Source organism: Enterobacter hormaechei subsp. xiangfangensis, from assembly GCF_001729785.1.
GTDB lineage: Bacteria > Pseudomonadota > Gammaproteobacteria > Enterobacterales > Enterobacteriaceae > Enterobacter > Enterobacter hormaechei_C.
On record NZ_CP017183.1, the window covers coordinates 782,462 to 805,299 of the forward strand.

A 22,838-nucleotide genomic window follows, 5' to 3' on the forward strand; every position below is an offset into this window, starting at 1 on the left:
CTTTCCTTATTTAGTCTCAGCGGCTTTGAGTTCCTGATAATCGTTCAGCTCGCGATAGTTGGTGCGACGCTTTTCCAGATCGGACTGGATCTGCTTCATGGTCTCACGGTCCACTTTCAGCAGACGTACTACGCCCGCGGTAATTAAGTATCCAATGCCAGGAATGACGGTAAAGAGCAGCACGATCCCGTTGATGGCATCCGCGCTCTGCGCTTTTGCGCCCGCATCGTAGCCGTACCAGGAGAGCAGGAAACCGACCATTGCCCCGGCAATCGCCAGACCCAGTTTCAGGAAGAAGATGTTGCCGGAGAAGCTGATCCCGGTGATACGTTTCCCGGTTTTCCATTCACCGTAGTCGTCCACGTCGGCCATCAGGGACCAGTGCAGCGGGGATGGGATCTGGTGCAGGATGTTCAGCAGGACGTAAAGCACAACAATGGTTGTCGTCGCTTTCGGGTCGAAGAAGTAGAAGGCGCAGGAGAAAATCGCCAGCGCGATGTTGGTCCAGAAGAAGACCTTCAGCTTGCACCAGCGGTCGGTCAGCACTTTCGCCAGCATACTGCCGAACATCATGCCGACAACGCCCAGGCTGATAAACAGCGTGGCGAAATGGGTGCTTTGCCCCATGACCCAGGTGACGTAATACATGGTGGCCGCCATGCGGATAAAGCCAGGGCAGACGTTGCACAGGGTTAACAGCAGGATCCGCACCCACTGGTCGTTCTTCCACACGTCTTTCAGGTCGTTTTTCAGTTCGTCATGGGTTTGCACCGCCGGACGCACACGCTCGCGCACCGTGGCGAAGCAGAACAGGAACATGCAGGTACCAATCAGCGCCAGCACGGTCATCGCCATCTGGTAGCCTTTGGCTTTGTTATCCCCACCGAACCAGTCGGCCATTGGCAGGAGCGTTAGCGACAGCAGCAGCGTGGCGATACCAACCATAACAAAACGGTAGGACTGGCAGGCAACGCGCTCTTTCGGGTCGTTGGTGATCACGCCGCCGAGCGAGCAGTACGGAATATTGATGGCGGTATAGGTCAGCGACAGCAGGAAGTAGGTGACAAAGGCATAGATAACTTTGCTGTTATAGCTCCACTCTGGCGTGGTGAACATCAGAATGCTGAACAGCGCATAGGGGAAGGCAATCCACAGCAGCCATGGACGAAACCGGCCATATTTGCTGCGGGTACGGTCAGCAATCGCGCCCATGATCGGGTCCGTTACGGCATCAATGACGCGCACGGACAGGAGTAAAACGCCAACCAGTGCAGGAGCCAGACCAAAAATATCAGTATAAAAATAGTTAACAAATAACATGATGGCGCCAAAGATAATGTTGCATCCGGCGTCACCCATGCCATAGCCGATCTTTTCTTTTACTGACAGTTTGTTGTTATTCATCGACAGCTCTCCGGGTTTCGGTATGGAGAGAATTATTCGCTGGCAAACGAATATATGCGTTGCAATATAAAGGCGGTGATATGGAGGATTTTGCTGTTGGCGCGAATTTGTGAGGAAGGTAACAAGACGCTGTACCCGCAACCGCGAGTACAGCGAGAAAACATTTAGTGCGCTTTCACCGTTTTGGCATTTTTCTGTTTCACCATATAACCCACGCCGAGGATCGCAATCCAGACCGGGATCAGGTAGACGGAAATCGCCATGCCTGGGGTGATGAGCATGATGACCAGTACAGCTGCCATGAACAGCAGGCAAACCCAGTTCCCCAGCGGATAGAGCAGGGCAGGGAAGCGCGTGGTTACGCCCTGCTGCTGCTTGGCGCGGCGGAACTTGATGTGCGCGAGGCTAATCATTGCCCAGTTAATCACCAGGGCGGAAACCACCAGCGCCATCAGCAGACCGAAGGCTGATTCCGGGGCCAGGTAGTTAATCAGCACGCACAGCGCCGTCACGACCGCCGACACGATGATGGTATTAACCGGTACGCCACGCTTATCAACGGTGAGCAGCGCTTTCGGTGCGTTACCCTGTTGCGCCAGGCCGAACAGCATACGGCTGTTGCAGTAAACGCAGCTGTTATAAACGGAGAGCGCAGCGGTCAGCACCACGACGTTGAGCGCGTTCGCCACGAAGGTATCGCCCAGCTCGTGGAAGATGAGCACAAACGGGCTGGTATCCGCCGTGACGCGCGTCCATGGCAGCAGCGAGAGCAGCACCGCCAGGGAGCCCACATAGAAGATCAGGATGCGGTAGATAACCTGATTTGTGGCTTTCGGGATGCTCTGTTCCGGGTTGTCGGCTTCCGCGGCGGTGATGCCCACCAGCTCCAGACCGCCGAAGGAGAACATAATGATCGCCATCATCATCACCAGGCCGGTCATGCCGTGAGGCAAGAACCCGCCTTGCTCCCAAAGGTTGCGCACGGTGGCCTGCGGGCCGCCGTTGCCGCTGAACAGCAGCCAGCCGCCGAAGATGATCATCGCTACAACGGCAATCACTTTGATGATGGCAAACCAGAACTCCATCTCACCGAACACTTTTACGTTGGTGAGGTTAATGGCGTTAATCAGGACGAAGAAGGCCGCCGCAGACGCCCAGGTAGGGATCTCCGGGTACCAGAACTGAATATATTTCCCGACGGCGGTCAGCTCGGCCATGGCAACCAGAACGTACAGAACCCAATAGTTCCAGCCCGAGGCGAAACCTGCGAAGCTGCCCCAGTATTTATAGGCGAAGTGGCTGAATGAGCCTGCGACCGGCTCCTCAACAACCATTTCCCCTAACTGACGCATAATCAGAAATGCAATGAAACCCGCTATCGCGTACCCCAAAATAATGCCCGGACCGGCCGACTGGATAACCGATGCACTGCCCAGAAACAGGCCAGTACCAATAGCACCGCCCAGGGCGATGAGCTGTATATGGCGGTTTTTAAGGCCGCGCTTTAGCTGATCGCCATGCTGTTGAGCTTCCATTTGAAACCTCGTGTGTGGTTGTTATGTTCACGCTGTGCGTGTGTAATTATGAAAGTCCATATTCTGTATTTATTTCTTTACGGTTAACGATACCGAAAAAAGCGGAGATGGCTTCCGTTAGCGCCAGAATAGTGGTAAGCGCCAGCGAATGCACCTGCTTTATGAAGGGGCGATGACGACTTGAATAAAAAGAAACCAATTGTAAATCGGTACGTTAACCCCTCATACCCCAACCTATAGAATAGAAATGCGTCAGAAGAGGGCGAATTTTCATTTTTTGCCTTGTTGAATCGCTTCAGATTGCAAAAACCCTCGTTTCATTATGGTTAAAACTGCCTCTTTGGTAGTAACCATTTCATTTGTGCAAAGTTACATTCCTGAAACGTTAGTTCTGTAAGGTTGTTAAAATGTGCCGGGTTTACTGATTTCAATCAAAACCAATATGGACAGAAGGTGAATACTTTGTTACTTTAGCGATACGAACATGAAATTGGTAAGACCAATTGACTCCGGGCAAAAAGGCGTAAGACAGGGAATATGGCCTACAGCAAAATTCGCCAACCAAAACTTTCCGATGTGATTGAGCAGCAGCTGGAGTTTTTAATTCTCGAAGGGACACTGCGCCCGGGCGAGAAGCTCCCGCCAGAACGCGAGCTGGCAAAACAGTTCGACGTTTCACGTCCCTCTCTGCGTGAGGCGATTCAACGTCTCGAAGCAAAGGGCCTGTTGCTCCGTCGCCAGGGTGGCGGAACCTTTGTGCAAAACAGCCTGTGGCAGAGCTTCAGCGACCCGCTGGTAGAACTTCTCTCTGACCACCCAGAATCCCAGTTTGATCTGCTTGAGACCCGTCACGCGCTGGAAGGTATCGCGGCCTATTACGCCGCCCTTCGCAGCACTGATGAAGACCGCGTACGTATTCGCGAGCTGCATCAGGCCATTGAACGGGCACAGCAGTCCGGCGATTTAGACGCCGAGTCCAGCGCCGTCGTCCAGTATCAAATTGCCGTCACCGAAGCGGCGCACAACGTGGTGCTCCTCCATCTGCTACGCTGCATGGAGCCGATGCTGGCCCAGAACGTTCGTCAGAATTTTGAATTGTTGTATGCCCGTCGGGAGATGCTCCCGCTGGTAAGCAACCATCGCACCCGAGTATTCGAGGCGATAATGGCCGGGGAACCGGAGCAGGCGCGCGAAGCGTCGCACCGCCATCTGGCTTTCATTGAGGAAATCTTGCTGGACCGCAGCCGTGAACAATCGCGTCGCGAACGTTCATTACGCCGCATACAGCAACGAAAGGATTAAGCGCCAGGAACTTTTAGAGCGCGGCAACTAAACGCAGAACCTGTCTTATTGTGTTTTCTGGCGAAAATACAATGGGACAGGTTCCAGACAAATCAACGTATTAGATAGATAAGGAATACCCCCATGTCAGAACGTCTCCAAAATGACGTGGATCCGATCGAAACTCGCGACTGGCTACAGGCGATCGAATCGGTCATCCGTGAAGAAGGTGTTGAGCGCGCTCAGTATCTGATTGATCAGCTGCTTTCTGAAGCACGCAAAGGCGGCGTGAAAGTGGCTTCAGGTGCAGGGGCTAGCAACTACGTAAACACGATTGCCGTCGAAGACGAACCGGAATACCCGGGCAATCTGGATCTGGAACGCCGTATCCGTTCTGCTATCCGCTGGAACGCCATCATGACCGTTCTGCGCGCATCCAAGAAAGACCTGGAACTGGGTGGCCACATGGCGTCCTTCCAGTCTTCTGCGACCATTTACGAAGTGTGCTTCAACCACTTCTTCCGTGCAGCTAACGAGAAAGACGGTGGCGATCTGGTGTACTTCCAGGGCCACATCTCTCCGGGCATCTATGCACGTGCCTTCCTGGAAGGTCGTCTGACTGAAGAGCAGATGAACAACTTCCGTCAGGAAGTTCACGGTAAGGGTCTGTCTTCTTACCCGCACCCTAAACTGATGCCTGAGTTCTGGCAGTTCCCGACCGTATCTATGGGTCTGGGTCCAATCGGTGCGATCTATCAGGCTAAATTCCTGAAGTACCTGGAACACCGTGGTCTGAAAGACACCTCTGAGCAGACCGTTTACGCCTTCCTGGGCGACGGTGAAATGGATGAGCCAGAATCTAAAGGCGCGATCACCATCGCGACCCGTGAGAAGCTGGACAACCTGTGCTTCATCATCAACTGTAACCTGCAACGTCTGGATGGTCCGGTAACCGGTAACGGCAAGATCATCAACGAACTGGAAGGCATCTTCGCAGGTGCTGGCTGGAACGTGATCAAAGTGATGTGGGGCGGTCGTTGGGATGAACTGCTGCGTAAAGACACCAGCGGTAAACTGATCCAGCTGATGAACGAAACCGTTGACGGCGACTACCAGACCTTCAAATCTAAAGACGGTGCCTACGTTCGTGAGCACTTCTTCGGCAAATATCCTGAAACCGCAGCCCTGGTTGCAGACTGGACTGACGAGCAGATCTGGGCGCTGAACCGCGGTGGTCACGATCCGAAGAAAGTTTACGCTGCACTGAAAAAAGCGCGTGAAACCAAAGGTAAAGCGACTGTGATCCTGGCCCACACCATCAAAGGTTACGGCATGGGTGATACCGCAGAAGGTAAGAACATCGCTCACCAGGTTAAGAAAATGAACATGGACGGCGTGCGTTATATCCGCGACCGTTTCAACGTTCCAGTGACCGATGAGCAGGTAGAAAAACTGTCTTACATCACCTTCCCGGAAGGGTCTGAAGAACACAAGTACCTGCACGAACGTCGTCAGGCGCTGAAAGGCTACCTGCCTGCTCGTCAGCCTAACTTCACCGAGAAGCTGGAACTGCCAGCGCTGGAAGATTTCTCTCAGCTGCTGGAAGAGCAGAACAAAGAGATCTCTACCACTATCGCTTTCGTTCGTGCCCTGAACGTGATGCTGAAGAACAAGTCGATCAAAGATCGTCTGGTTCCAATCATCGCCGACGAAGCGCGTACTTTCGGTATGGAAGGTCTGTTCCGTCAGATCGGTATCTACAGTCCGAACGGCCAGCAGTACACCCCGCAGGACCGTGAGCAGGTTGCATACTACAAAGAAGACGAGAAAGGCCAGATCCTTCAGGAAGGTATCAACGAACTGGGTGCAGGCGCATCCTGGCTGGCTGCTGCGACCTCTTACAGCACCAACAACCTGCCGATGATCCCGTTCTACATCTACTACTCCATGTTCGGGTTCCAGCGTATCGGTGACCTGTGCTGGCAGGCAGGCGATCAGCAGGCTCGTGGCTTCCTGATCGGGGGTACTTCTGGTCGTACGACCCTGAACGGTGAAGGTCTACAGCACGAAGATGGTCACAGCCACATTCAGTCACTGACTATCCCTAACTGTATCTCTTACGATCCGTCTTACGCGTACGAAGTGGCAGTCATCATGCATGACGGCTTGCAGCGCATGTACGGTGAAGCGCAAGAGAATATTTACTACTACATCACCACCCTGAACGAAAACTACCACATGCCGGCAATGCCAGCAGGCGCCGAGGAAGGTATCCGTAAAGGTATCTACAAACTCGAAACCATCGAAGGTAGCAAAGGTAAAGTTCAGCTGCTGGGCTCCGGTTCTATCCTGCGTCACGTTCGTGAAGCAGCGCAGATCCTGGCGAAAGACTACGGTGTGGGTTCCGATGTGTACTCTGTTACCTCCTTCACTGAACTGGCGCGTGATGGCCAGGATTGTGAGCGCTGGAACATGCTGCACCCAATGGAAACCCCACGCGTTCCGTACATCGCTCAGGTGATGAACGACGCGCCAGCGGTGGCGTCTACTGACTATATGAAACTGTTCGCTGAGCAGGTTCGTACTTACGTTCCAGCTGATGATTATCGCGTACTGGGTACTGACGGCTTCGGTCGTTCTGACAGCCGCGAAAACCTGCGTCACCACTTCGAAGTTGATGCTTCCTACGTGGTTGTAGCAGCACTGGGCGAACTGGCTAAACGTGGCGAAATCGATAAGAAAGTGGTTGCAGACGCAATTACTAAATTCAACATCGATGCAGATAAAGTTAACCCGCGTCTGGCGTAAGAGGTAAAAGAATAATGGCTATCGAAATCAATGTACCGGACATCGGGGCTGATGAAGTTGAAATCACCGAGATCCTGGTCAAAGTGGGCGACAAAGTTGAAGCTGAACAGTCGCTGATCACCGTAGAAGGCGACAAAGCTTCTATGGAAGTCCCGTCTCCTCAGGCTGGCATCGTTAAAGAGATCAAAGTCTCTGTTGGCGATAAAACCGAGACTGGAAAACTGATCATGATTTTCGATTCCGCCGACGGTGCAGCATCTGCTGCACCTGCGCAGGAAGAGAAGAAAGAAGCCGCTCCTGCTGCTGCTCCAGCGGCGGCCGCGGCAGCGAAAGAAGTGAACGTGCCTGACATCGGCGGTGACGAAGTTGAAGTCACTGAAATCCTGGTGAAAGTGGGCGATACCGTTGCGGCTGAGCAGTCACTGATCACCGTAGAAGGCGATAAAGCCTCTATGGAAGTACCAGCGCCATTCGCCGGTACCGTTAAAGAGATCAAGATCAACACCGGTGACAAAGTGTCTACGGGTTCCCTGATCATGATTTTCGAAGTGGCGGGCTCTGAAGGCGCTGCGGCTCCAGCGAAAGCGGAAGCTGCTCCGGCTCCGGCTGCTGCACCAGCGGCTGCTGGCGGCGTGAAAGACGTTAACGTACCAGACATCGGCGGTGACGAAGTTGAAGTGACCGAAGTGATGGTGAAAGTGGGCGACAAAGTTGCCGCTGAACAGTCACTGATCACCGTTGAAGGCGACAAAGCTTCCATGGAAGTGCCTGCGCCGTTCGCGGGTACCGTTAAAGAGATCAAAATCAGCACCGGCGACAAAGTCTCTACCGGCTCTCTGATCATGGTCTTCGAAGTGGAAGGCGCTGCACCTGCCGCCGCTCCTGCTGCTGCGGCTGCTCCGGCACCGGCTGCTGCACCGGCTCAGGCTGCTAAACCGGCTGCTGCCCCTGCTGCTAAAGCAGAAAAATCTGAGTTCGCTGAAAACGACGCTTATGTCCACGCGACTCCGCTGATCCGTCGCCTGGCGCGCGAATTCGGCGTGAACCTGGCGAAAGTGAAGGGCACCGGCCGTAAAGGTCGTATCCTGCGCGAAGACGTTCAGGCTTACGTGAAAGACGCGGTGAAACGCGCCGAAGCTGCACCTGCGGCAGCCGCTGGCGGCGGTATCCCGGGTATGCTGCCATGGCCGAAAGTGGACTTCAGCAAGTTCGGCGAAATCGAAGAAGTGGAACTGGGCCGTATCCAGAAAATCTCCGGTGCTAACCTGAGCCGTAACTGGGTGATGATCCCGCACGTTACCCACTTCGATAAGACCGATATCACCGATCTGGAAGCGTTCCGTAAACAGCAGAACGCCGAAGCTGAGAAGCGTAAGCTGGACGTGAAGTTCACCCCAGTGGTCTTCATCATGAAAGCGGTTGCGGCGGCGCTGGAACAGATGCCACGCTTCAACAGCTCCCTGTCCGAAGACGGCCAGAAGCTGACGCTGAAGAAATACATCAACATCGGTGTTGCGGTTGATACGCCAAATGGTCTGGTTGTTCCGGTCTTCAAAGACGTGAACAAGAAGAGCGTCACAGAGCTGTCCCGTGAACTGACCACCATCTCCAAGAAAGCGCGTGATGGTAAGCTGACTGCCGGCGAAATGCAGGGCGGCTGCTTCACCATCTCCAGCATCGGCGGCCTGGGTACCACCCACTTCGCGCCGATTGTGAACGCGCCGGAAGTGGCTATCCTCGGTGTGTCCAAGTCCGCGATGGAGCCGGTGTGGAATGGCAAAGAGTTCGTACCGCGTCTGATGATGCCAATCTCTCTGTCCTTCGACCACCGCGTGATCGACGGGGCTGATGGTGCGCGTTTCATCACCATCATTAACAACATGCTGAGCGACATTCGCCGCCTGGTGATGTAATCGAAAAGCCGGCCAATCGGCCGGCTTTTTTCTGATAATCTCATGGGGTTTTTGAGGTTATTGGTGAAAGCGATAATTCGTGAGCCGTTTGTTGTTTCAAAATTGTTAACAATTTTGTAAAATACGGGCGGATAGAACGACCCGGTGGACGACGGGTATACATTAAGAGGTCATGATGAGCACAGAAATCAAAACTCAGGTCGTAGTACTTGGGGCAGGCCCGGCAGGTTATTCCGCAGCATTTCGCGCCGCGGATTTAGGTCTGGAAACCGTCATCGTAGAACGTTACAGCACCCTCGGCGGTGTTTGTCTGAACGTCGGCTGTATCCCTTCTAAAGCGCTGCTGCACGTAGCGAAAGTTATCGAAGAAGCCAAAGCGCTGGCTGAACACGGTATCGTCTTCGGCGAGCCGAAGACCGACATCGACAAAATTCGTACCTGGAAAGAGAAAGTTATCACTCAGCTGACCGGCGGTCTGGCGGGTATGGCCAAAGGCCGTAAAGTGAAAGTGGTAAACGGTCTGGGTAAATTCACCGGTGCGAACACCCTGGAAGTGGAAGGTGAAAACGGTAAAACCGTGATTAACTTCGATAACGCGATCATCGCGGCAGGCTCTCGCCCAATCGAACTGCCATTCATTCCACATGAAGATCCACGCGTGTGGGATTCCACCGATGCGCTGGAGCTGAAAACCGTTCCTAAGCGTCTGCTGGTTATGGGCGGCGGTATCATCGGTCTGGAAATGGGTACCGTGTACCATGCGCTGGGTTCAGAGATTGACGTGGTTGAAATGTTCGACCAGGTTATCCCGGCTGCCGACAAAGACATCGTTAAAGTCTTCACCAAACGCATCAGCAAGAAATTCAACCTGATGCTGGAAACCAAAGTGACTGCCGTTGAAGCGAAAGAAGACGGTATTTACGTTTCCATGGAAGGCAAAAAAGCCCCATCCGAACCACAGCGTTACGACGCCGTGCTGGTGGCTATCGGCCGTGTGCCGAACGGTAAAAACCTCGACGCGGGCAAAGCTGGCGTGGAAGTGGACGACCGTGGCTTCATCCGCGTTGACAAACAGCTGCGTACCAACGTGCCGCACATCTTTGCTATCGGCGATATCGTCGGTCAGCCAATGCTGGCGCACAAAGGTGTTCACGAAGGTCACGTTGCCGCTGAAGTTATCGCCGGCATGAAGCACTACTTCGATCCGAAAGTGATCCCATCTATCGCCTACACCGAGCCAGAAGTTGCATGGGTTGGTCTGACTGAGAAAGAAGCGAAAGAGAAAGGCATCAGCTACGAAACCGCCACCTTCCCGTGGGCTGCTTCTGGCCGTGCTATCGCGTCCGACTGCGCAGACGGTATGACCAAACTGATCTTCGACAAAGAAACTCACCGTGTAATCGGTGGTGCGATTGTCGGTACCAACGGCGGCGAGCTGCTGGGTGAAATCGGTCTGGCTATCGAAATGGGCTGTGACGCGGAAGACATCGCGCTGACCATCCACGCTCACCCGACTCTGCACGAGTCCGTGGGCCTGGCGGCAGAAGTGTTTGAAGGTAGCATCACCGACCTGCCAAACGCGAAAGCGAAGAAGAAATAAGTTTCTTCAGATGAAAAAAGCGGCCTCAGGCCGCTTTTTTTATGCACTGCGTTCAGGGGGTGACAGGCTGCCAGGTTTTATCCGGGTGGTATGCAGCGAGCGCCTGCGCTTTCTGCGCCGAATCGTTGCCGAGATTTGCCTGATAAACCTTGTCTTCCTGGTTAACGACAAAGCTCATTACCCCCGTCTGACCATAGCTTACGGGCCAGGCAACCATCGCAAAGCCATTTTTATCCGACAGAATGCGGAACCGATAGCCGTGATAGCCCATACCAGGCTCCGGCGGGCTAAAGGCGGGACCCAGCGGGCTTGGCGCTTCGCCCGGCGAGATGGGCCAGTACAGGCCGTCTTTTAGCCCTGGCGTGCTGACAATCTTCTGCGCATAGCGGTGGTTCATGGCGTAGTAGCTCCGCTGTGCGTCGACGTAGGCGTGCAGCGCTTCGATAGCCGCGAGTTCGTTGCGGCCGATTTCGCGGGTCAGGATCTCATCAGCCGCTTTCTGCATATCAAATTGCCAGCCCTCTTTTTTCTTCACTACCGGTATGGGGAGTTGCCAGCCGTTATCGCCAACTGACAGATGGGCAATATCGCCGCTGATTTCGGTACGATGGTTTATCTTCCAGTCACGCAGGAATCGAGCCACCGCCTCCGGATCAACCCCTTCAGGTGGCAGATAGTCGCGCCAGTTATCCCCCAGCAGGTCGGCCATCGCGCTCTCATTCTGCTCGCTGATGGCCTTCGTCAGGGCATTGGCCGCCTGCTCAGGTGTGGAGAAAGATTGCTGGGCGAAGGCGAAGGTGGATACCATCAACAACAGCATTCCACCGATCGGTTTCATGTTCATAGCGGCTCCCTTAACGACGGTGGAATTCATGGTGTTCGGTATGGTGTTCGGACAGCTGCTGGCGGAAGCTGGCACGCTGCTCACTGTTCAGCGACGCGTGCTGGCGGCTTTGCAGCCCGCGCTGGTGCTGGGCCTGCCAGCTGGCCGAACGGCTGTCGTTGCCGCTCAGGGCGTTTGCCCGCAGCGGCTGATGCTGAACCTGCGTCGGGCGTCTGGTTTGCGCAAGAGTATTATTCATCTGTTGTGCGTGGGGCCGCGCGCTGTCGTAGCCGCGATAGTTGCTGCGCTGAGAGAGCTGCTTCAGTTGCTGCGCGGACGCTGAATGTTGCGGGAAATGCGCGTCGCCATGCTGTAGCTGTGTGAGAGTTTTGCCCGTCGACTGCTGTACCTGCGCCATCGCGGCCTGCCGCTGGCTATCGCGGTTGACCGGCTGCTGCCGGGTAGCGCTCAACCCGCCCGGCACTGAAGTCTGATGATAGCGGCTGGCAAGCTGGCTATTGGCGTAGGGCACGCCGTTGCGGTAGGCCGGATTATGCTGCCAGACCTGGTGATTATCGGTACGGTGCTCGCCGGTGATCTTATTGAAGTTATTAACATTAATATTAATGTTATCGCCGTTATGCGAATAACCGCCGTGGTGATCGTCATCATGATCGTGATGATGATCGTCGTCATCGTCCCAGTCGATGTTACTGAACAGCGCATAGGTGGTGGCTACGCCGAGGCTATAGCCAAAGCCTCTGACAAAACTATTGGTAAACTGCTGGCCGGGAGACGGAGGCAGATACACCGGCGGATAGCTGGCATTTGGCCACGTGCCGTAAACGGTGGAAGGGTTGTAGGTAGGGACATAAACCACCTGTGGATCGGCTGGCTCAATTTTAATCACCGTCGGACTAGCCGACGTTGACGTCGCGGCTGTACTGGCGGAGGCTGGCGCAGATTTTTTCACGGTGGTGACGGTCTGCTGCGGGGTGGATTGCAATGTGCCTGTCTGCTTCGCCAGCAGGCGCAGACGCTGCACGGAATCCATCACATCCTTTGGCTGGGCCAGAAAGGCGTCGCCGAGGCTTTGTACCCACGACGGGTTTTCCCCCATCAGCGACATTAACTGCGGAAAGGCGACCAGCGATTTCACGCTGGCATCCCATGGCTGCCCGCTGACCGCCTGAATGGCGGCATCGCCCTGCATTTTAGGGTTGTCCTTTGACCACTGGGCGGCCTGAATCACGCTCGCCGGATAGGTTGAGGCCATCAGAATTTGCGACAGCAGCGCGTCGGGGTAGAGCGCAATGGGCGCGGTCCACTGATCGATCTGCGCGGCGGTATAGGCAGGGGTGGCCACCGGGGCAGGCTGTGCTGCCGGGTCGGGGAGCTGCGGGGCTACCGGCGCAGGTGCGGGAGCGGGTTCCGTTGCGCGGCTTTTAACGAACATGACGCCCGAGGCGGCAAACAGCCCCGCACTGCAAAGCAGAACAAGAAGATGTGGTTTAAAAGGCAACTTCATAGATTGACTCCAACGAGACGAGTGCAGTGCCGTGAGGCGTTGCTGTTGCCGCGAGTATCATTCACCCGTGTTTTACAGTTTTGACTTTTGTTGGGAAAAACTCTGAAGCATCCGGATAAAGAGTGTGAGTATTTATTACACAATTATATCGGATGGCTGAGCAGGCGACGGAAATTCAGAAGGCCGCTCTTGCGAGCGACCAGCAGCGCGTTGCCGGGGGGACGACAGACTTACGGAACTGCTTCCGGGCCCGGTGACGGGGTGCTACATCATGCTTAACGATTCAGCAAATTTTTTAATGTTGCTTTTTTGTAAACAGATTAACACTGTGCAGAAATCCTGCTATGCTGCCCGACGCGGTATCGGGCATTTACCCTACAAACTGCTGTCTCACAGGAGCGTGAAGAGAACGCCCGCCGCATATGACAATGAGAGCGAGGAGAACCGTCGTGCTAGAAGAATACCGTAAGCACGTAGCAGAACGTGCCGCCGAGGGAATTGTACCCAAACCGTTAGATGCAACCCAAATGGCCGCGCTCGTCGAGCTGCTGAAGAACCCGCCTGAGGGCGAAGAAGAATTCCTGTTAGATCTGCTGATCAACCGTGTACCGCCTGGCGTAGATGAAGCTGCCTACGTAAAAGCCGGATTCCTTGCCGCCGTTGCCAAAGGCGAAGCCACCTCCCCACTGGTTACTCCTGAAAAAGCGATTGAACTGCTCGGCACCATGCAGGGTGGCTATAACATTCATCCGCTGATTGACGCGCTGGATAACGACAAGCTGGCACCGATTGCCGCTAAAGCGCTCTCTTCAACGCTGCTGATGTTCGATAACTTCTACGATGTGGAAGAAAAAGCCAAAGCAGGCAACGTCTATGCGAAGCAGGTGATGCAGTCCTGGGCCGATGCCGAATGGTTCCTGAACCGCCCTCAGCTTGCTGAAAAAATTACCGTTACCGTCTTCAAAGTGACCGGTGAAACCAACACCGATGACCTCTCCCCGGCACCGGACGCGTGGTCTCGTCCTGATATCCCTCTGCACGCCCTGGCGATGCTGAAAAACGCCCGTGAAGGCATTGAGCCGGACCAGCCGGGCAGCGTTGGCCCGATCAAACAGATCGAAGCCCTGCAACAAAAAGGTTTCCCGCTGGCTTACGTGGGTGACGTTGTGGGTACCGGCTCTTCCCGTAAGTCCGCCACCAACTCCGTGTTGTGGTTCATGGGCGACGACATTCCGCACGTGCCAAACAAGCGCGGCGGCGGCCTGTGCCTCGGCGGCAAAATTGCGCCAATCTTCTTCAACACCATGGAAGATGCTGGCGCGCTGCCGATCGAAGTGGATGTCTCTAACCTGAACATGGGCGACGTGATTGACGTTTACCCGTATAAAGGCGAAGTGCGTAATCACGAAACTAATGAGCTGCTGGCAAGCTTTGAGCTGAAAACCGACGTGCTGATCGACGAAGTACGTGCTGGTGGCCGCATTCCGCTGATCATCGGCCGTGGCCTGACCACCAAAGCGCGTGAAGCGCTGGGTCTGCCGCACAGCGACGTGTTCCGTCAGGCGAAAGACGTGGCGGAAAGCAACCGTGGCTTCTCGCTGGCACAAAAAATGGTCGGTCGCGCCTGCGGCGTCGCTGGTATCCGTCCTGGCGCGTACTGCGAGCCGAAGATGACCTCCGTCGGCTCTCAGGACACCACCGGTCCAATGACCCGTGATGAGCTGAAAGACCTGGCGTGCCTGGGCTTCTCTTCCGATCTGGTGATGCAGTCCTTCTGCCACACTGCGGCGTATCCGAAGCCGGTTGACGTGACCACGCACCACACGCTGCCAGATTTCATCATGAACCGCGGTGGCGTGTCTCTGCGTCCGGGCGACGGCGTTATCCACTCCTGGCTGAACCGCATGCTGCTGCCGGATACCGTCGGTACCGGCGGTGACTCCCATACCCGTTTCCCAATCGGTATCTCCTTCCCGGCGGGTTCCGGTCTGGTGGCGTTTGCTGCCGCGACCGGCGTGATGCCGCTGGATATGCCGGAATCGGTGCTGGTGCGCTTCAAAGGTAAAATGCAGCCGGGTATTACCCTGCGCGACCTGGTTCACGCGATCCCGCTGTATGCCATCAAACAGGGTTTGCTGACCGTTGAGAAAAAAGGGAAGAAAAACATCTTCTCTGGCCGCATTCTGGAAATTGAAGGTCTGCCGGATCTGAAAGTTGAGCAGGCTTTCGAGCTGACCGATGCCTCCGCTGAGCGTTCGGCTGCGGGCTGTACCATCAAGCTGAACAAAGAGCCGATTATTGAGTATCTGAACTCTAACATCGTGCTGCTGAAGTGGATGATTGCAGAAGGCTACGGCGACCGTCGTACGCTGGAGCGTCGTATCCAGGGCATGGAAAAATGGCTGGCCGATCCGCAGCTGCTGGAAGCCGATGCTGACGCAGAGTACGCGGCGGTGATCGACATCGATCTGGCGGATATCAAAGAGCCAATCCTGTGTGCACCGAACGATCCGGACGACGCGCGTCCGCTGTCCGAAGTTCAGGGCGAGAAGATCGACGAAGTGTTCATCGGTTCGTGCATGACCAACATCGGCCACTTCCGTGCAGCCGGCAAGCTGCTGGATACCCACAAAGGCCAGCTGCCAACCCGTCTGTGGGTGGCGCCGCCAACCCGTATGGACGCGGCTCAACTGACCGAAGAGGGCTACTACAGCGTGTTTGGTAAGAGCGGTGCGCGTATCGAAATTCCTGGCTGTTCCCTGTGTATGGGCAACCAGGCGCGCGTAGCCGACGGCGCGACGGTGGTCTCCACCTCGACCCGTAACTTCCCGAACCGTTTAGGTACCGGTGCGAACGTCTTCCTGGCCTCTGCGGAACTGGCGGCGGTTGCGGCGCTGATTGGCAAACTGCCAACGCCGGAAGAGTACCAGACCTTTGTGGCTCAGGTGGATAAGACGGCGGTGGATACCTATCGCTACCTGAACTTCGACCAGCTCTCTCAGTACACCGAGAAGGCAGACGGGGTGATCTTCCAGACGGCGGTATAAACAGCAAAACCGTCTCTACGAGACGGTTTTTAGTGTTTGCACCCTCTCCCGTGGGAGAGGGACGGGGTGAGGGCATCAGGCCGCAGGTCTTGCTCTCACCTTTTTATTTTCATTCCTCCCACCTCCCACGCTTTTTTTCTTCCTCGCTGCTGCGATAATTACCTTAATGGCTTTGCAGAGGAAAACACTATGGATTACGAATTTCTGCGCGACATCACCGGCGTGGTGAAAGTGCGAATGTCGATGGGGCACGAAGCCGTTGGACACTGGTTTAACGAAGAGGTGAAAGAGAACCTCGCGCTGCTGGATGAAGTTGAGCAGGCGGCGGAAACGGTGAAAGGCAGTGAACGCTCCTGGCAACGCGCCGGGCACGAATACACCCTGTGGATGGATGGCGAAGAGGTGATGGTGCGCGCCAACCAGCTTGAGTTCTCGGGTGATGAAATTGAAGAGGGGATGAGCTACTACGACGAAGAGAGCCTGTCGCTGTGCGGCGTGGAAGACTTCCTGAGTGTGGTGAATGCCTACCGCGACTTTATGAAACAGAAGTAACTTCCCGAAGCGTCCCTGCTCCGGGTCACGTTTACACGGTCGGAATGTTACGGCCGTAGTAAATTTCGCGCATCTCTTTCCAGAGCAGGTCGGTAATGACCTTTCGCTCTTCCTCACTTAAATCTTCCGGCTTCGTGTGGAACATGTAGTGCTTAAGGTCGAATTCCTTAAGTAACATTTTGGTGTGGAAGATATTCTCCTGATAGACGTTCACATCCATCATGTCGTACAGCGACTTCATGTCCTCGGACATGAAGTTCTGAATGGAGTTGATCTCATGATCAATGAAGTGCTTCATGCCGTTGATATCACGGGTAAAACCGCGTACGCGATAATCAATGGTGACGATGTCCGATTCCAGCTGGTGGATTAAATAATTCAACGCATTTAGCGGTGAAATCACGCCGCAGGTGGACACTTCAATATCCGCGCGGAAGGTACACAGCCCGCCTTCCGGGTGGCTTTCCGGGTAGGTGTGCACGCAGATGTGGCTTTTATCCAGGTGAGCAACCACCACTTCCGGCAGCGGGCCGGGGTGTTCGGTTTTGTCGATAAGCTTCGGGTCAACCGGCTCTTCACTCACCAGAATGGTGACGCTCGCACCCTGAGGCTCATAATCCTGGCGCGCGATATTGAGGATGTTCGCGCCGATAATCGAGCAGGTCTCTGTCAGGATCTCGGTCAGACGGTTGGCGTTGTAGAGTTCATCGATATAGGCGATGTAACCATCGCGCTCTTCTGCTGTTTTGGCGTAGCAGATATCGTAAATACAAAAACTCAGGCTTTTGGTCAGATTGTTAAAGCCATGCAGTTTAAGCTTTTTCAATTAGTTCACCTCCTTTGAGGACAGCGCGTCTTGCAGATATTGAGGCAACGCAAAGGCTGCGGTATGAATAGCCGGATTGTAGTATCGGCACTGTAGACCTGCCTGATGGAAGCGGGCCTGAATAATTTCGGTGGAGAGATGACGTAATACGTCGTTATCCGTCGCCCAGGCAAAGGTCATGATACCGCCGTAGTACGTCGGAATGGCCGCCTGATAGAAGCTGACGTCAGCAAAATAGGTGCTCAGCTTACGGTGGCTATCAAGCGCTTCATCCTGTTGCAGGAAGCAAACGCCGTTTTGCGCCACAAAAATTCCGGCAGGCTTCAGGCAGCGCTTGCAGCCTTCGTAAAACGACGAGGTAAACAGCGACGCGCCCGGACCGATAGGGTCGGTACAGTCAGAGATAATGACATCAAACGTTTGCGTGGTCTGGTTAACAAAATTGACGCCATCGTCGATAACCAGATTAAACCGCGGATCGTCATAGCTGCCGGCATTATGGTTGGGCAGATACTGGCGGCAGAACGACACGACCCCGGCGTCGATTTCCACCATGGTGATGGTTTCGACATTCTGATGGCGAGAGACTTCACGCAGCATCGCGCCGTCGCCGCCGCCGATAATCAGCACGTCCTTCGCGTGGCCGTGGGCCAGCAGCGGGACGTGGGTCATCATTTCGTGATAGATAAACTCGTCGCGCTCGGTGGTTTGCACCACGCCGTCCAGCGCCATCACGCGGCCAAAAGCGGCGTTTTCGAATATTATCAAATCCTGATGATCGGTTTTCTCATGATAGAGCACGTTATCCACGGTAAAATACTGACCAAACTGGTCGTGCAGCGTTTCTTGCCATACCGTTTTTTCGGTCATGGGGAGCACCTCCTTCGTTAACATCCATTACATCCGGCAGATGGGCGCAACACAACACCGCCGAGAGGCGGTTAGCGGGTCAACAAGGGGCGTCGGGAAGGTTACTTCACGTAGGCGAGCAGGCTGAGTGAATCGCGAGCCAGCGCTTTGCATTTTTTAGCAGTGGGAATGCCAATACCGCTTAAATCACGGTAGCTGTCTTCACCGAGCGCCTTCATGTCGAAGCTGTCGTAGTTGCTGAGGTCCCATTGATTCTGCTGGGCAAAAAAGACCAGTGCGCGACGAATTTGCCCATTGGGTAAATTCTGGTAACCACAATCGTTTTTCAGAAAAACAAAAACTGCCGTCAGATCGGCCATATCTTCCGCTTCGTTTTCACTTAGCGCGTAACTGTTCGCACACATCGCCATCAGGCTGGCGAACAAAATTGTTCTGAAAAACGTCTTCATTGCCTTTACCACTGCATCACGGAAAATTAACGTTAGCATACTTGATGCCAGGCCGACGATCTTTATTATTGCCGCCGTGCTTGACCTTCCGGTAAGGGGAGGGTTTATGCTCAAAAGATCGCCTGCTGGAAATAAGGAAATGCACATGCAACGTCGTGATTTTTTAAAATTTTCTGCCGCGCTGGGGGTTGCCAGCGCGATACCTCTCTGGAGCCGCGCCGTTTTTGCCGCCGACAGACCGGCTTTACCCATTCCTGAATTACTCGCCCCAGATGCCCGCAGCCGCATTCAGCTTGTGGTGCAGGCCGGTAAAACCACGTTCGGTCAGCACGCCGCCACGACGTGGGGCTATAACGGCAATCTGCTCGGCCCGGCGTTGCAGTTACGCAAAGGGAAGGCGGTGACGGTAGACATTCATAACACGCTTGCGGAAGAGACCACGCTGCACTGGCACGGGCTGGAAGTCCCGGGCGAAGTGGATGGGGGGCCTCAGGGCGTCATCAGGCCTGGTGGTAAACGCAGCGTAACCTTTACCCCGGAACAACGCGCGGCGACCTGCTGGTTCCACCCGCATCAGCATGGCAAAACGGGCCATCAGGTGGCGATGGGGCTGGCCGGGCTGGTGCTGATTGAAGACGATGAAAGCCGCCTGCTGCGCCTGCCGAAACAGTGGGGTATCGACGATGTCCCGGTGATTGTGCAGGATAAAAAATTCAGCGCTGACGGGCAAATTGACTATCAGCTGGACGTAATGAGCGCGGCGGTAGGCTGGTTTGGCGATACGCTGCTGACCAACGGCGCGATCTACCCGCAGCATGCCGCGCCAAAAGGCTGGCTGCGCTTACGTCTGCTTAACGGCTGTAACGCCCGCTCGCTGAACTTCGCCACCAGCGATAAACGCCCGCTTTACGTAGTGGCAAGCGACGGCGGCCTGCTGCCGGAGCCGGTGAAGGTGAGCGAGCTGCCGATGCTGATGGGCGAGCGCTTCGAGGTGTTGGTGGATATCAGCGATGGCAAAGCGTTTGACCTGGTGACCCTGCCGGTCAGCCAGATGGGGATGGCCGTCGCGCCGTTTGATAAGCCGCATCCGGTCCTGCGCATTCAGCCGCTACAGATCACCGCCTCCGGTACGCTGCCGGAGACCCTCACCACGCTGCCAGCACTCCCGTCGCTGGACGGGCTTACGCAGCGTAAACTTAAGCTTTCCATGGACCCGATGCTCGACATGATGGGCATGCAGGCGCTGATGAAGAAGTACGGCAATCAGGCCATGGCGGGAATGCATCACGGCCAGATGATGGGCCATATGAATATGGATCATGGCAATATGGGCGGCATGGATCACGGCGGCCATGGTTTCGATTTCCACAATGCCAACCGCATCAACGGCAAAGCGTTCGATATGAATACGCCCATGTTCGCCGCCACGAAAGGGCAGTTTGAACGCTGGGTGATTTCAGGCGAAGGGGACATGATGCTGCACCCGTTCCATATCCACGGCACGCAGTTCCGTATTCTGTCTGAAAATGGTAAAGCGCCGGAGCCGCATCGCGCGGGCTGGAAAGATACGGTGAGGGTGGAAGGCGGCGTCAGCGAGGTGCTGGTGAAGTTCGACCACGAGGCACCGAAAGAGTTTGCCTATATGGCCCACTGTCATCTGCTGGAGCATGAAGATACGGGGATGATGCTCGGTTTTACCGTATAAAAAAAGCCGGGTGGCGGCTTCGCCTTACCCGGCCTACATAGGGCACCCGTAGGCCCGGTAAGCGTTAGCGCCACCGGGCTTTTTCGTTACTTAGCATCGTCAGGCAGTGCATACGCGACAATATAGTCGCCCATCTTCGTGCCAAACGAACCGTGACCACCCGCGGAGATGACAACATACTGTTTGCCATTCACTTCATAGGTCATCGGCGTTGCCTGTCCACCGGCTGGCAGACGGCCTTGCCACAGTTTTTCACCGTTGGTCATGTTGTACGCGCGCAGGTAGTTATCTGCGGTTGCCGCGATAAACAGCACGTTACCGGCGGTGGAGATTGGGCCACCCAGCATTGGCATACCCATATTGAACGGCACTGGAACAGGCATCGGGAACGGCATGCTGTCCTGTGGCGTACCAATACGTTTTTTCCAGACGATCTTATTGGTCTTCAGATCCAGACCGGAGATATAACCCCAGGCAGGCTGTTTACACGGCAGACCGAACGGAGAAAGGAACGGATTCAGGGTCACACCATAAGGAACGCCATACTGCGGCTGGATACCGGCTTCGGTACCGCTGCCTTTCGCATCTTTCGGCTGCTCCATTGGGTTACCCGGACCGCGTGGGATCAGACGGGAAACGAACGGCAGCGCCATTGGGTTAGCGATGGCGACCTGACGGTTAGGGTCAACGGAGATCCCACCCCACTCGAACATCCCCAGGTTACCCGGGAAGACCAGCGTGCCCTGCTCTGAAGGCGGCGTGAAGATGCCTTCATAGCGCAGTTGATGGAACATCACGCGGCACACCAGCTGGTCAAACATGGTGGCACCCCACATGTCTGCACCGCTGAGATCTTTCTTCGGACGGAAGCTCAGGTCAGAGAACGGCTGCGTTTTGGTGACGTAGTCGCCTTTGGCCGCGCCCTGCGGAACCGGTTTTTCTGGCGCAGGAACAACCAGCTTACCGTTGCTGCGATCCAGCACGAAGATGTTGCCGGTTTTGGCCGGGGCGTAAATCACCGGAACGGTTTTACCGTTAACGGTAATGTCCGCCAGCGTCGGCTGGGACGGCATATCCATATCCCACAGATCGTGGTGAACGGTCTGGTAGCTCCATGCCAGTTTACCGGTCGTTGCGTTCAGCGCCACGATGGAGCTGGCGTAACGTTCCTGCTCCGGCGTGCGGTTACCGCCCCAGATATCCGGCGTGGTCACGCCCATCGGCAGGTAAACCAGGTCCAGCTTCGCGTCATACGCTGCCGGTGCCCAGGAGTTCGGTGAGTTAAAGGTAAAGGTGTGTTCATCGGATGGGATCGCGTTAGGATCTTTCGCGCCCGGGTCGAAGGCCCACAGCAGTTTACCGGTGTTCACGTCGAAACCACGGATAACGCCGGAGGTTTCGCGGGTAGAGAAGTTATCCGTTACCGAACCGGCAATCACGATGGTTTTATCAGTGATGATTGGCGGGGAGGTCGGCTCATACAGACCCGGCGTAGTGTCCGGCATGTTGGTCTGAAGATTCAGAATGCCTTTGTTAGCGAAGGTTTCGCACAGCTTACCGGTCTCAGCGTTGATGGCAAACAGGCGGCCATCGTTCACCGGCAGCATAATGCGGCGAGGACAGTCGGCAATGACTTCCGGGCTGGCATTATCTGCGCGCGCTTCGTGGTAAGAGACGCCGCGGCAGGTGATGTGCTGGAACGACGGGTTGGAGTTCAGCTGTGGATCAAAGTGCCATTTCTCTTTACCGGTGGCCGCGTCGAGCGCGAACAGGCGCTGGTGCGCCGTACACAGGTAGAGCATGTTGCCCACTTTAATCGGGGTCACTTCGTTGGTCAGCTCACCCGGATCGTTTGGCATCTTCAGGTCGCCGGTACGGAATACCCAGGCTTCCTTCAGGTTTTTCACGTTGTCCGCGTTGATCTGCTTCAGCGGGGAGTAGCGTTGACCTTCCTGGTTACGACCATAAGCAGGCCAGTCACCGTCCGCCACCTGCGAAATAGCCGCAGCCGGCGTGGATTCCGCGTTCAGCGTGCCATTGATCTCCTGCGGGTCGTTAAAACCGGCCCAGGTCAGGATGCCGCCACTAATCAGCAGAGCAACGACCAGACCGGCCACGGCGCCACTGGAAGGGACAATCAGACGACGCCAGACAAACGGCAGGATCAGCCAGATACCGAAGAAGACCAGAATGTCGCTGCGCGGCGTCAGCGCCCAGAAGTCGAACCCGACTTCCCAGACGCCCCAGATCATGGTTGCGAGCAGTAACGCTGCGTACAACCACAGAGCAGATTGTTTTCTGCGTAAAAGCAGGACGGTTACGCCAACCATAACCAGACCCGCAATCGGGTAGTACCAGGAGCCGCCAATCGCGACCAGCCATACGCCACCGATTAACAAATACAGCGCGCAGAATGCGGCAAACGCGGCTGTTAATGTCACCAGTAGACGCGGCTGTTTAGTTTTTGTTTCAGCCATAGAAAAGTACTCGTCAGTTT

General features: G+C 55.3%; 15 protein-coding genes. 7 read left to right on the forward strand and 8 right to left on the reverse strand.

The annotated features are described in order from the left end of the window. Positions 1-6: 6 nt before the first annotated feature. The gene (locus BFV63_RS03745; protein ID WP_003856318.1) at positions 7-1,404 is read right to left on the reverse strand and encodes a glycoside-pentoside-hexuronide (GPH):cation symporter; all 1,398 of its coding nucleotides are present in this window, start codon (positions 1,402-1,404) and stop codon (positions 7-9) included. Positions 1,405-1,568: 164 nt separating this feature from the next. Further along, positions 1,569-2,939, reverse strand: a complete 1,371-nt coding sequence (aroP, locus tag BFV63_RS03750; RefSeq protein WP_003856317.1) for an aromatic amino acid transporter AroP — start codon at positions 2,937-2,939, stop codon at positions 1,569-1,571. Between the two features lie 537 nt (positions 2,940-3,476). On the opposite strand from aroP, the gene pdhR reads away from it, so the two are divergent. From pdhR to lpdA, 4 genes are all read left to right on the forward strand, one after another. Then, positions 3,477-4,241, forward strand: coding sequence for a pyruvate dehydrogenase complex transcriptional repressor PdhR (gene pdhR / locus BFV63_RS03760; protein ID WP_006173806.1), 765 nt, complete (start codon positions 3,477-3,479; stop codon positions 4,239-4,241). A gap of 123 nt (positions 4,242-4,364) precedes the next feature. Continuing rightward, entirely contained in the window at positions 4,365-7,028 is a 2,664-nt protein-coding gene (gene aceE, locus BFV63_RS03765) for a pyruvate dehydrogenase (acetyl-transferring), homodimeric type (protein ID WP_003856315.1), read from the forward strand. Between the two features lie 14 nt (positions 7,029-7,042). Next, on the forward strand, positions 7,043-8,941 hold the full coding sequence (gene aceF / locus BFV63_RS03770; RefSeq protein WP_048241392.1) for a pyruvate dehydrogenase complex dihydrolipoyllysine-residue acetyltransferase: 1,899 nt from the start codon (positions 7,043-7,045) through the stop codon (positions 8,939-8,941). Positions 8,942-9,116: 175 nt separating this feature from the next. After that, on the forward strand, positions 9,117-10,541 hold the full coding sequence (gene lpdA, locus BFV63_RS03775) for a dihydrolipoyl dehydrogenase (protein ID WP_003856313.1): 1,425 nt from the start codon (positions 9,117-9,119) through the stop codon (positions 10,539-10,541). A gap of 52 nt (positions 10,542-10,593) precedes the next feature. Here lpdA and BFV63_RS03780 read toward each other — a convergent pair whose 3' ends face one another. Both BFV63_RS03780 and BFV63_RS03785 read right to left on the reverse strand, forming a co-directional pair. After that, positions 10,594-11,385 (reverse strand): DUF2950 family protein, encoded by a 792-nt coding sequence (locus BFV63_RS03780; protein ID WP_003856312.1) that lies wholly within the window; start codon positions 11,383-11,385, stop codon positions 10,594-10,596. Positions 11,386-11,395: 10 nt separating this feature from the next. Continuing rightward, positions 11,396-12,892 (reverse strand): DUF3300 domain-containing protein, encoded by a 1,497-nt coding sequence (locus tag BFV63_RS03785; protein WP_045346599.1) that lies wholly within the window; start codon positions 12,890-12,892, stop codon positions 11,396-11,398. Positions 12,893-13,341: 449 nt separating this feature from the next. Here BFV63_RS03785 and acnB point away from each other — a divergent pair, with 449 nt between their 5' ends. Together acnB and yacL are read left to right on the forward strand one after the other, a co-directional pair. Further along, a complete protein-coding gene (acnB, locus tag BFV63_RS03790) occupies positions 13,342-15,939 on the forward strand; it encodes a bifunctional aconitate hydratase 2/2-methylisocitrate dehydratase (protein WP_023315407.1) in 2,598 nt (865 codons plus the stop codon). Between the two features lie 189 nt (positions 15,940-16,128). Continuing rightward, positions 16,129-16,491 (forward strand): protein YacL, encoded by a 363-nt coding sequence (gene yacL, locus BFV63_RS03795; RefSeq protein WP_032608514.1) that lies wholly within the window; start codon positions 16,129-16,131, stop codon positions 16,489-16,491. Between the two features lie 31 nt (positions 16,492-16,522). Here yacL and speD read toward each other — a convergent pair whose 3' ends face one another. From speD to BFV63_RS03810, 3 genes are all read right to left on the reverse strand, one after another. Continuing rightward, positions 16,523-17,317 (reverse strand): adenosylmethionine decarboxylase, encoded by a 795-nt coding sequence (gene speD, locus BFV63_RS03800; RefSeq protein WP_032608515.1) that lies wholly within the window; start codon positions 17,315-17,317, stop codon positions 16,523-16,525. Next, positions 17,318-18,187 (reverse strand): polyamine aminopropyltransferase, encoded by an 870-nt coding sequence (gene speE, locus BFV63_RS03805; RefSeq protein WP_048241390.1) that lies wholly within the window; start codon positions 18,185-18,187, stop codon positions 17,318-17,320. Positions 18,188-18,288: 101 nt separating this feature from the next. Next, entirely contained in the window at positions 18,289-18,636 is a 348-nt protein-coding gene (locus BFV63_RS03810) for a YacC family pilotin-like protein (protein WP_003856306.1), read from the reverse strand. Positions 18,637-18,781: 145 nt separating this feature from the next. Here BFV63_RS03810 and cueO point away from each other — a divergent pair, with 145 nt between their 5' ends. After that, positions 18,782-20,341: a multicopper oxidase CueO gene (gene cueO, locus BFV63_RS03815; protein ID WP_057059299.1), complete on the forward strand. Its 1,560-nt coding sequence runs from the start codon at positions 18,782-18,784 to the stop codon at positions 20,339-20,341. An 86-nt stretch (positions 20,342-20,427) separates the two neighbouring features. Here cueO and BFV63_RS03820 read toward each other — a convergent pair whose 3' ends face one another. Next, positions 20,428-22,818 (reverse strand): glucose/quinate/shikimate family membrane-bound PQQ-dependent dehydrogenase, encoded by a 2,391-nt coding sequence (locus BFV63_RS03820; RefSeq protein WP_003856304.1) that lies wholly within the window; start codon positions 22,816-22,818, stop codon positions 20,428-20,430. Positions 22,819-22,838 lie beyond the last annotated feature (20 nt).

Coding starts and splice junctions, on each gene's coding strand:
- BFV63_RS03745 (WP_003856318.1), bottom strand. CDS start 1,404: ATGAATAACAACAAACTGTCAGTAAAAGAAAAGATCGGCTATGGCATG.
- aroP (WP_003856317.1), bottom strand. CDS start 2,939: ATGGAAGCTCAACAGCATGGCGATCAGCTAAAGCGCGGCCTTAAAAAC.
- pdhR (WP_006173806.1), top strand. CDS start 3,477: ATGGCCTACAGCAAAATTCGCCAACCAAAACTTTCCGATGTGATTGAG.
- aceE (WP_003856315.1), top strand. CDS start 4,365: ATGTCAGAACGTCTCCAAAATGACGTGGATCCGATCGAAACTCGCGAC.
- aceF (WP_048241392.1), top strand. CDS start 7,043: ATGGCTATCGAAATCAATGTACCGGACATCGGGGCTGATGAAGTTGAA.
- lpdA (WP_003856313.1), top strand. CDS start 9,117: ATGAGCACAGAAATCAAAACTCAGGTCGTAGTACTTGGGGCAGGCCCG.
- BFV63_RS03780 (WP_003856312.1), bottom strand. CDS start 11,385: ATGAACATGAAACCGATCGGTGGAATGCTGTTGTTGATGGTATCCACC.
- BFV63_RS03785 (WP_045346599.1), bottom strand. CDS start 12,892: ATGAAGTTGCCTTTTAAACCACATCTTCTTGTTCTGCTTTGCAGTGCG.
- yacL (WP_032608514.1), top strand. CDS start 16,129: ATGGATTACGAATTTCTGCGCGACATCACCGGCGTGGTGAAAGTGCGA.
- speE (WP_048241390.1), bottom strand. CDS start 18,187: ATGACCGAAAAAACGGTATGGCAAGAAACGCTGCACGACCAGTTTGGT.
- BFV63_RS03810 (WP_003856306.1), bottom strand. CDS start 18,636: ATGAAGACGTTTTTCAGAACAATTTTGTTCGCCAGCCTGATGGCGATG.
- cueO (WP_057059299.1), top strand. CDS start 18,782: ATGCAACGTCGTGATTTTTTAAAATTTTCTGCCGCGCTGGGGGTTGCC.
- BFV63_RS03820 (WP_003856304.1), bottom strand. CDS start 22,818: ATGGCTGAAACAAAAACTAAACAGCCGCGTCTACTGGTGACATTAACA.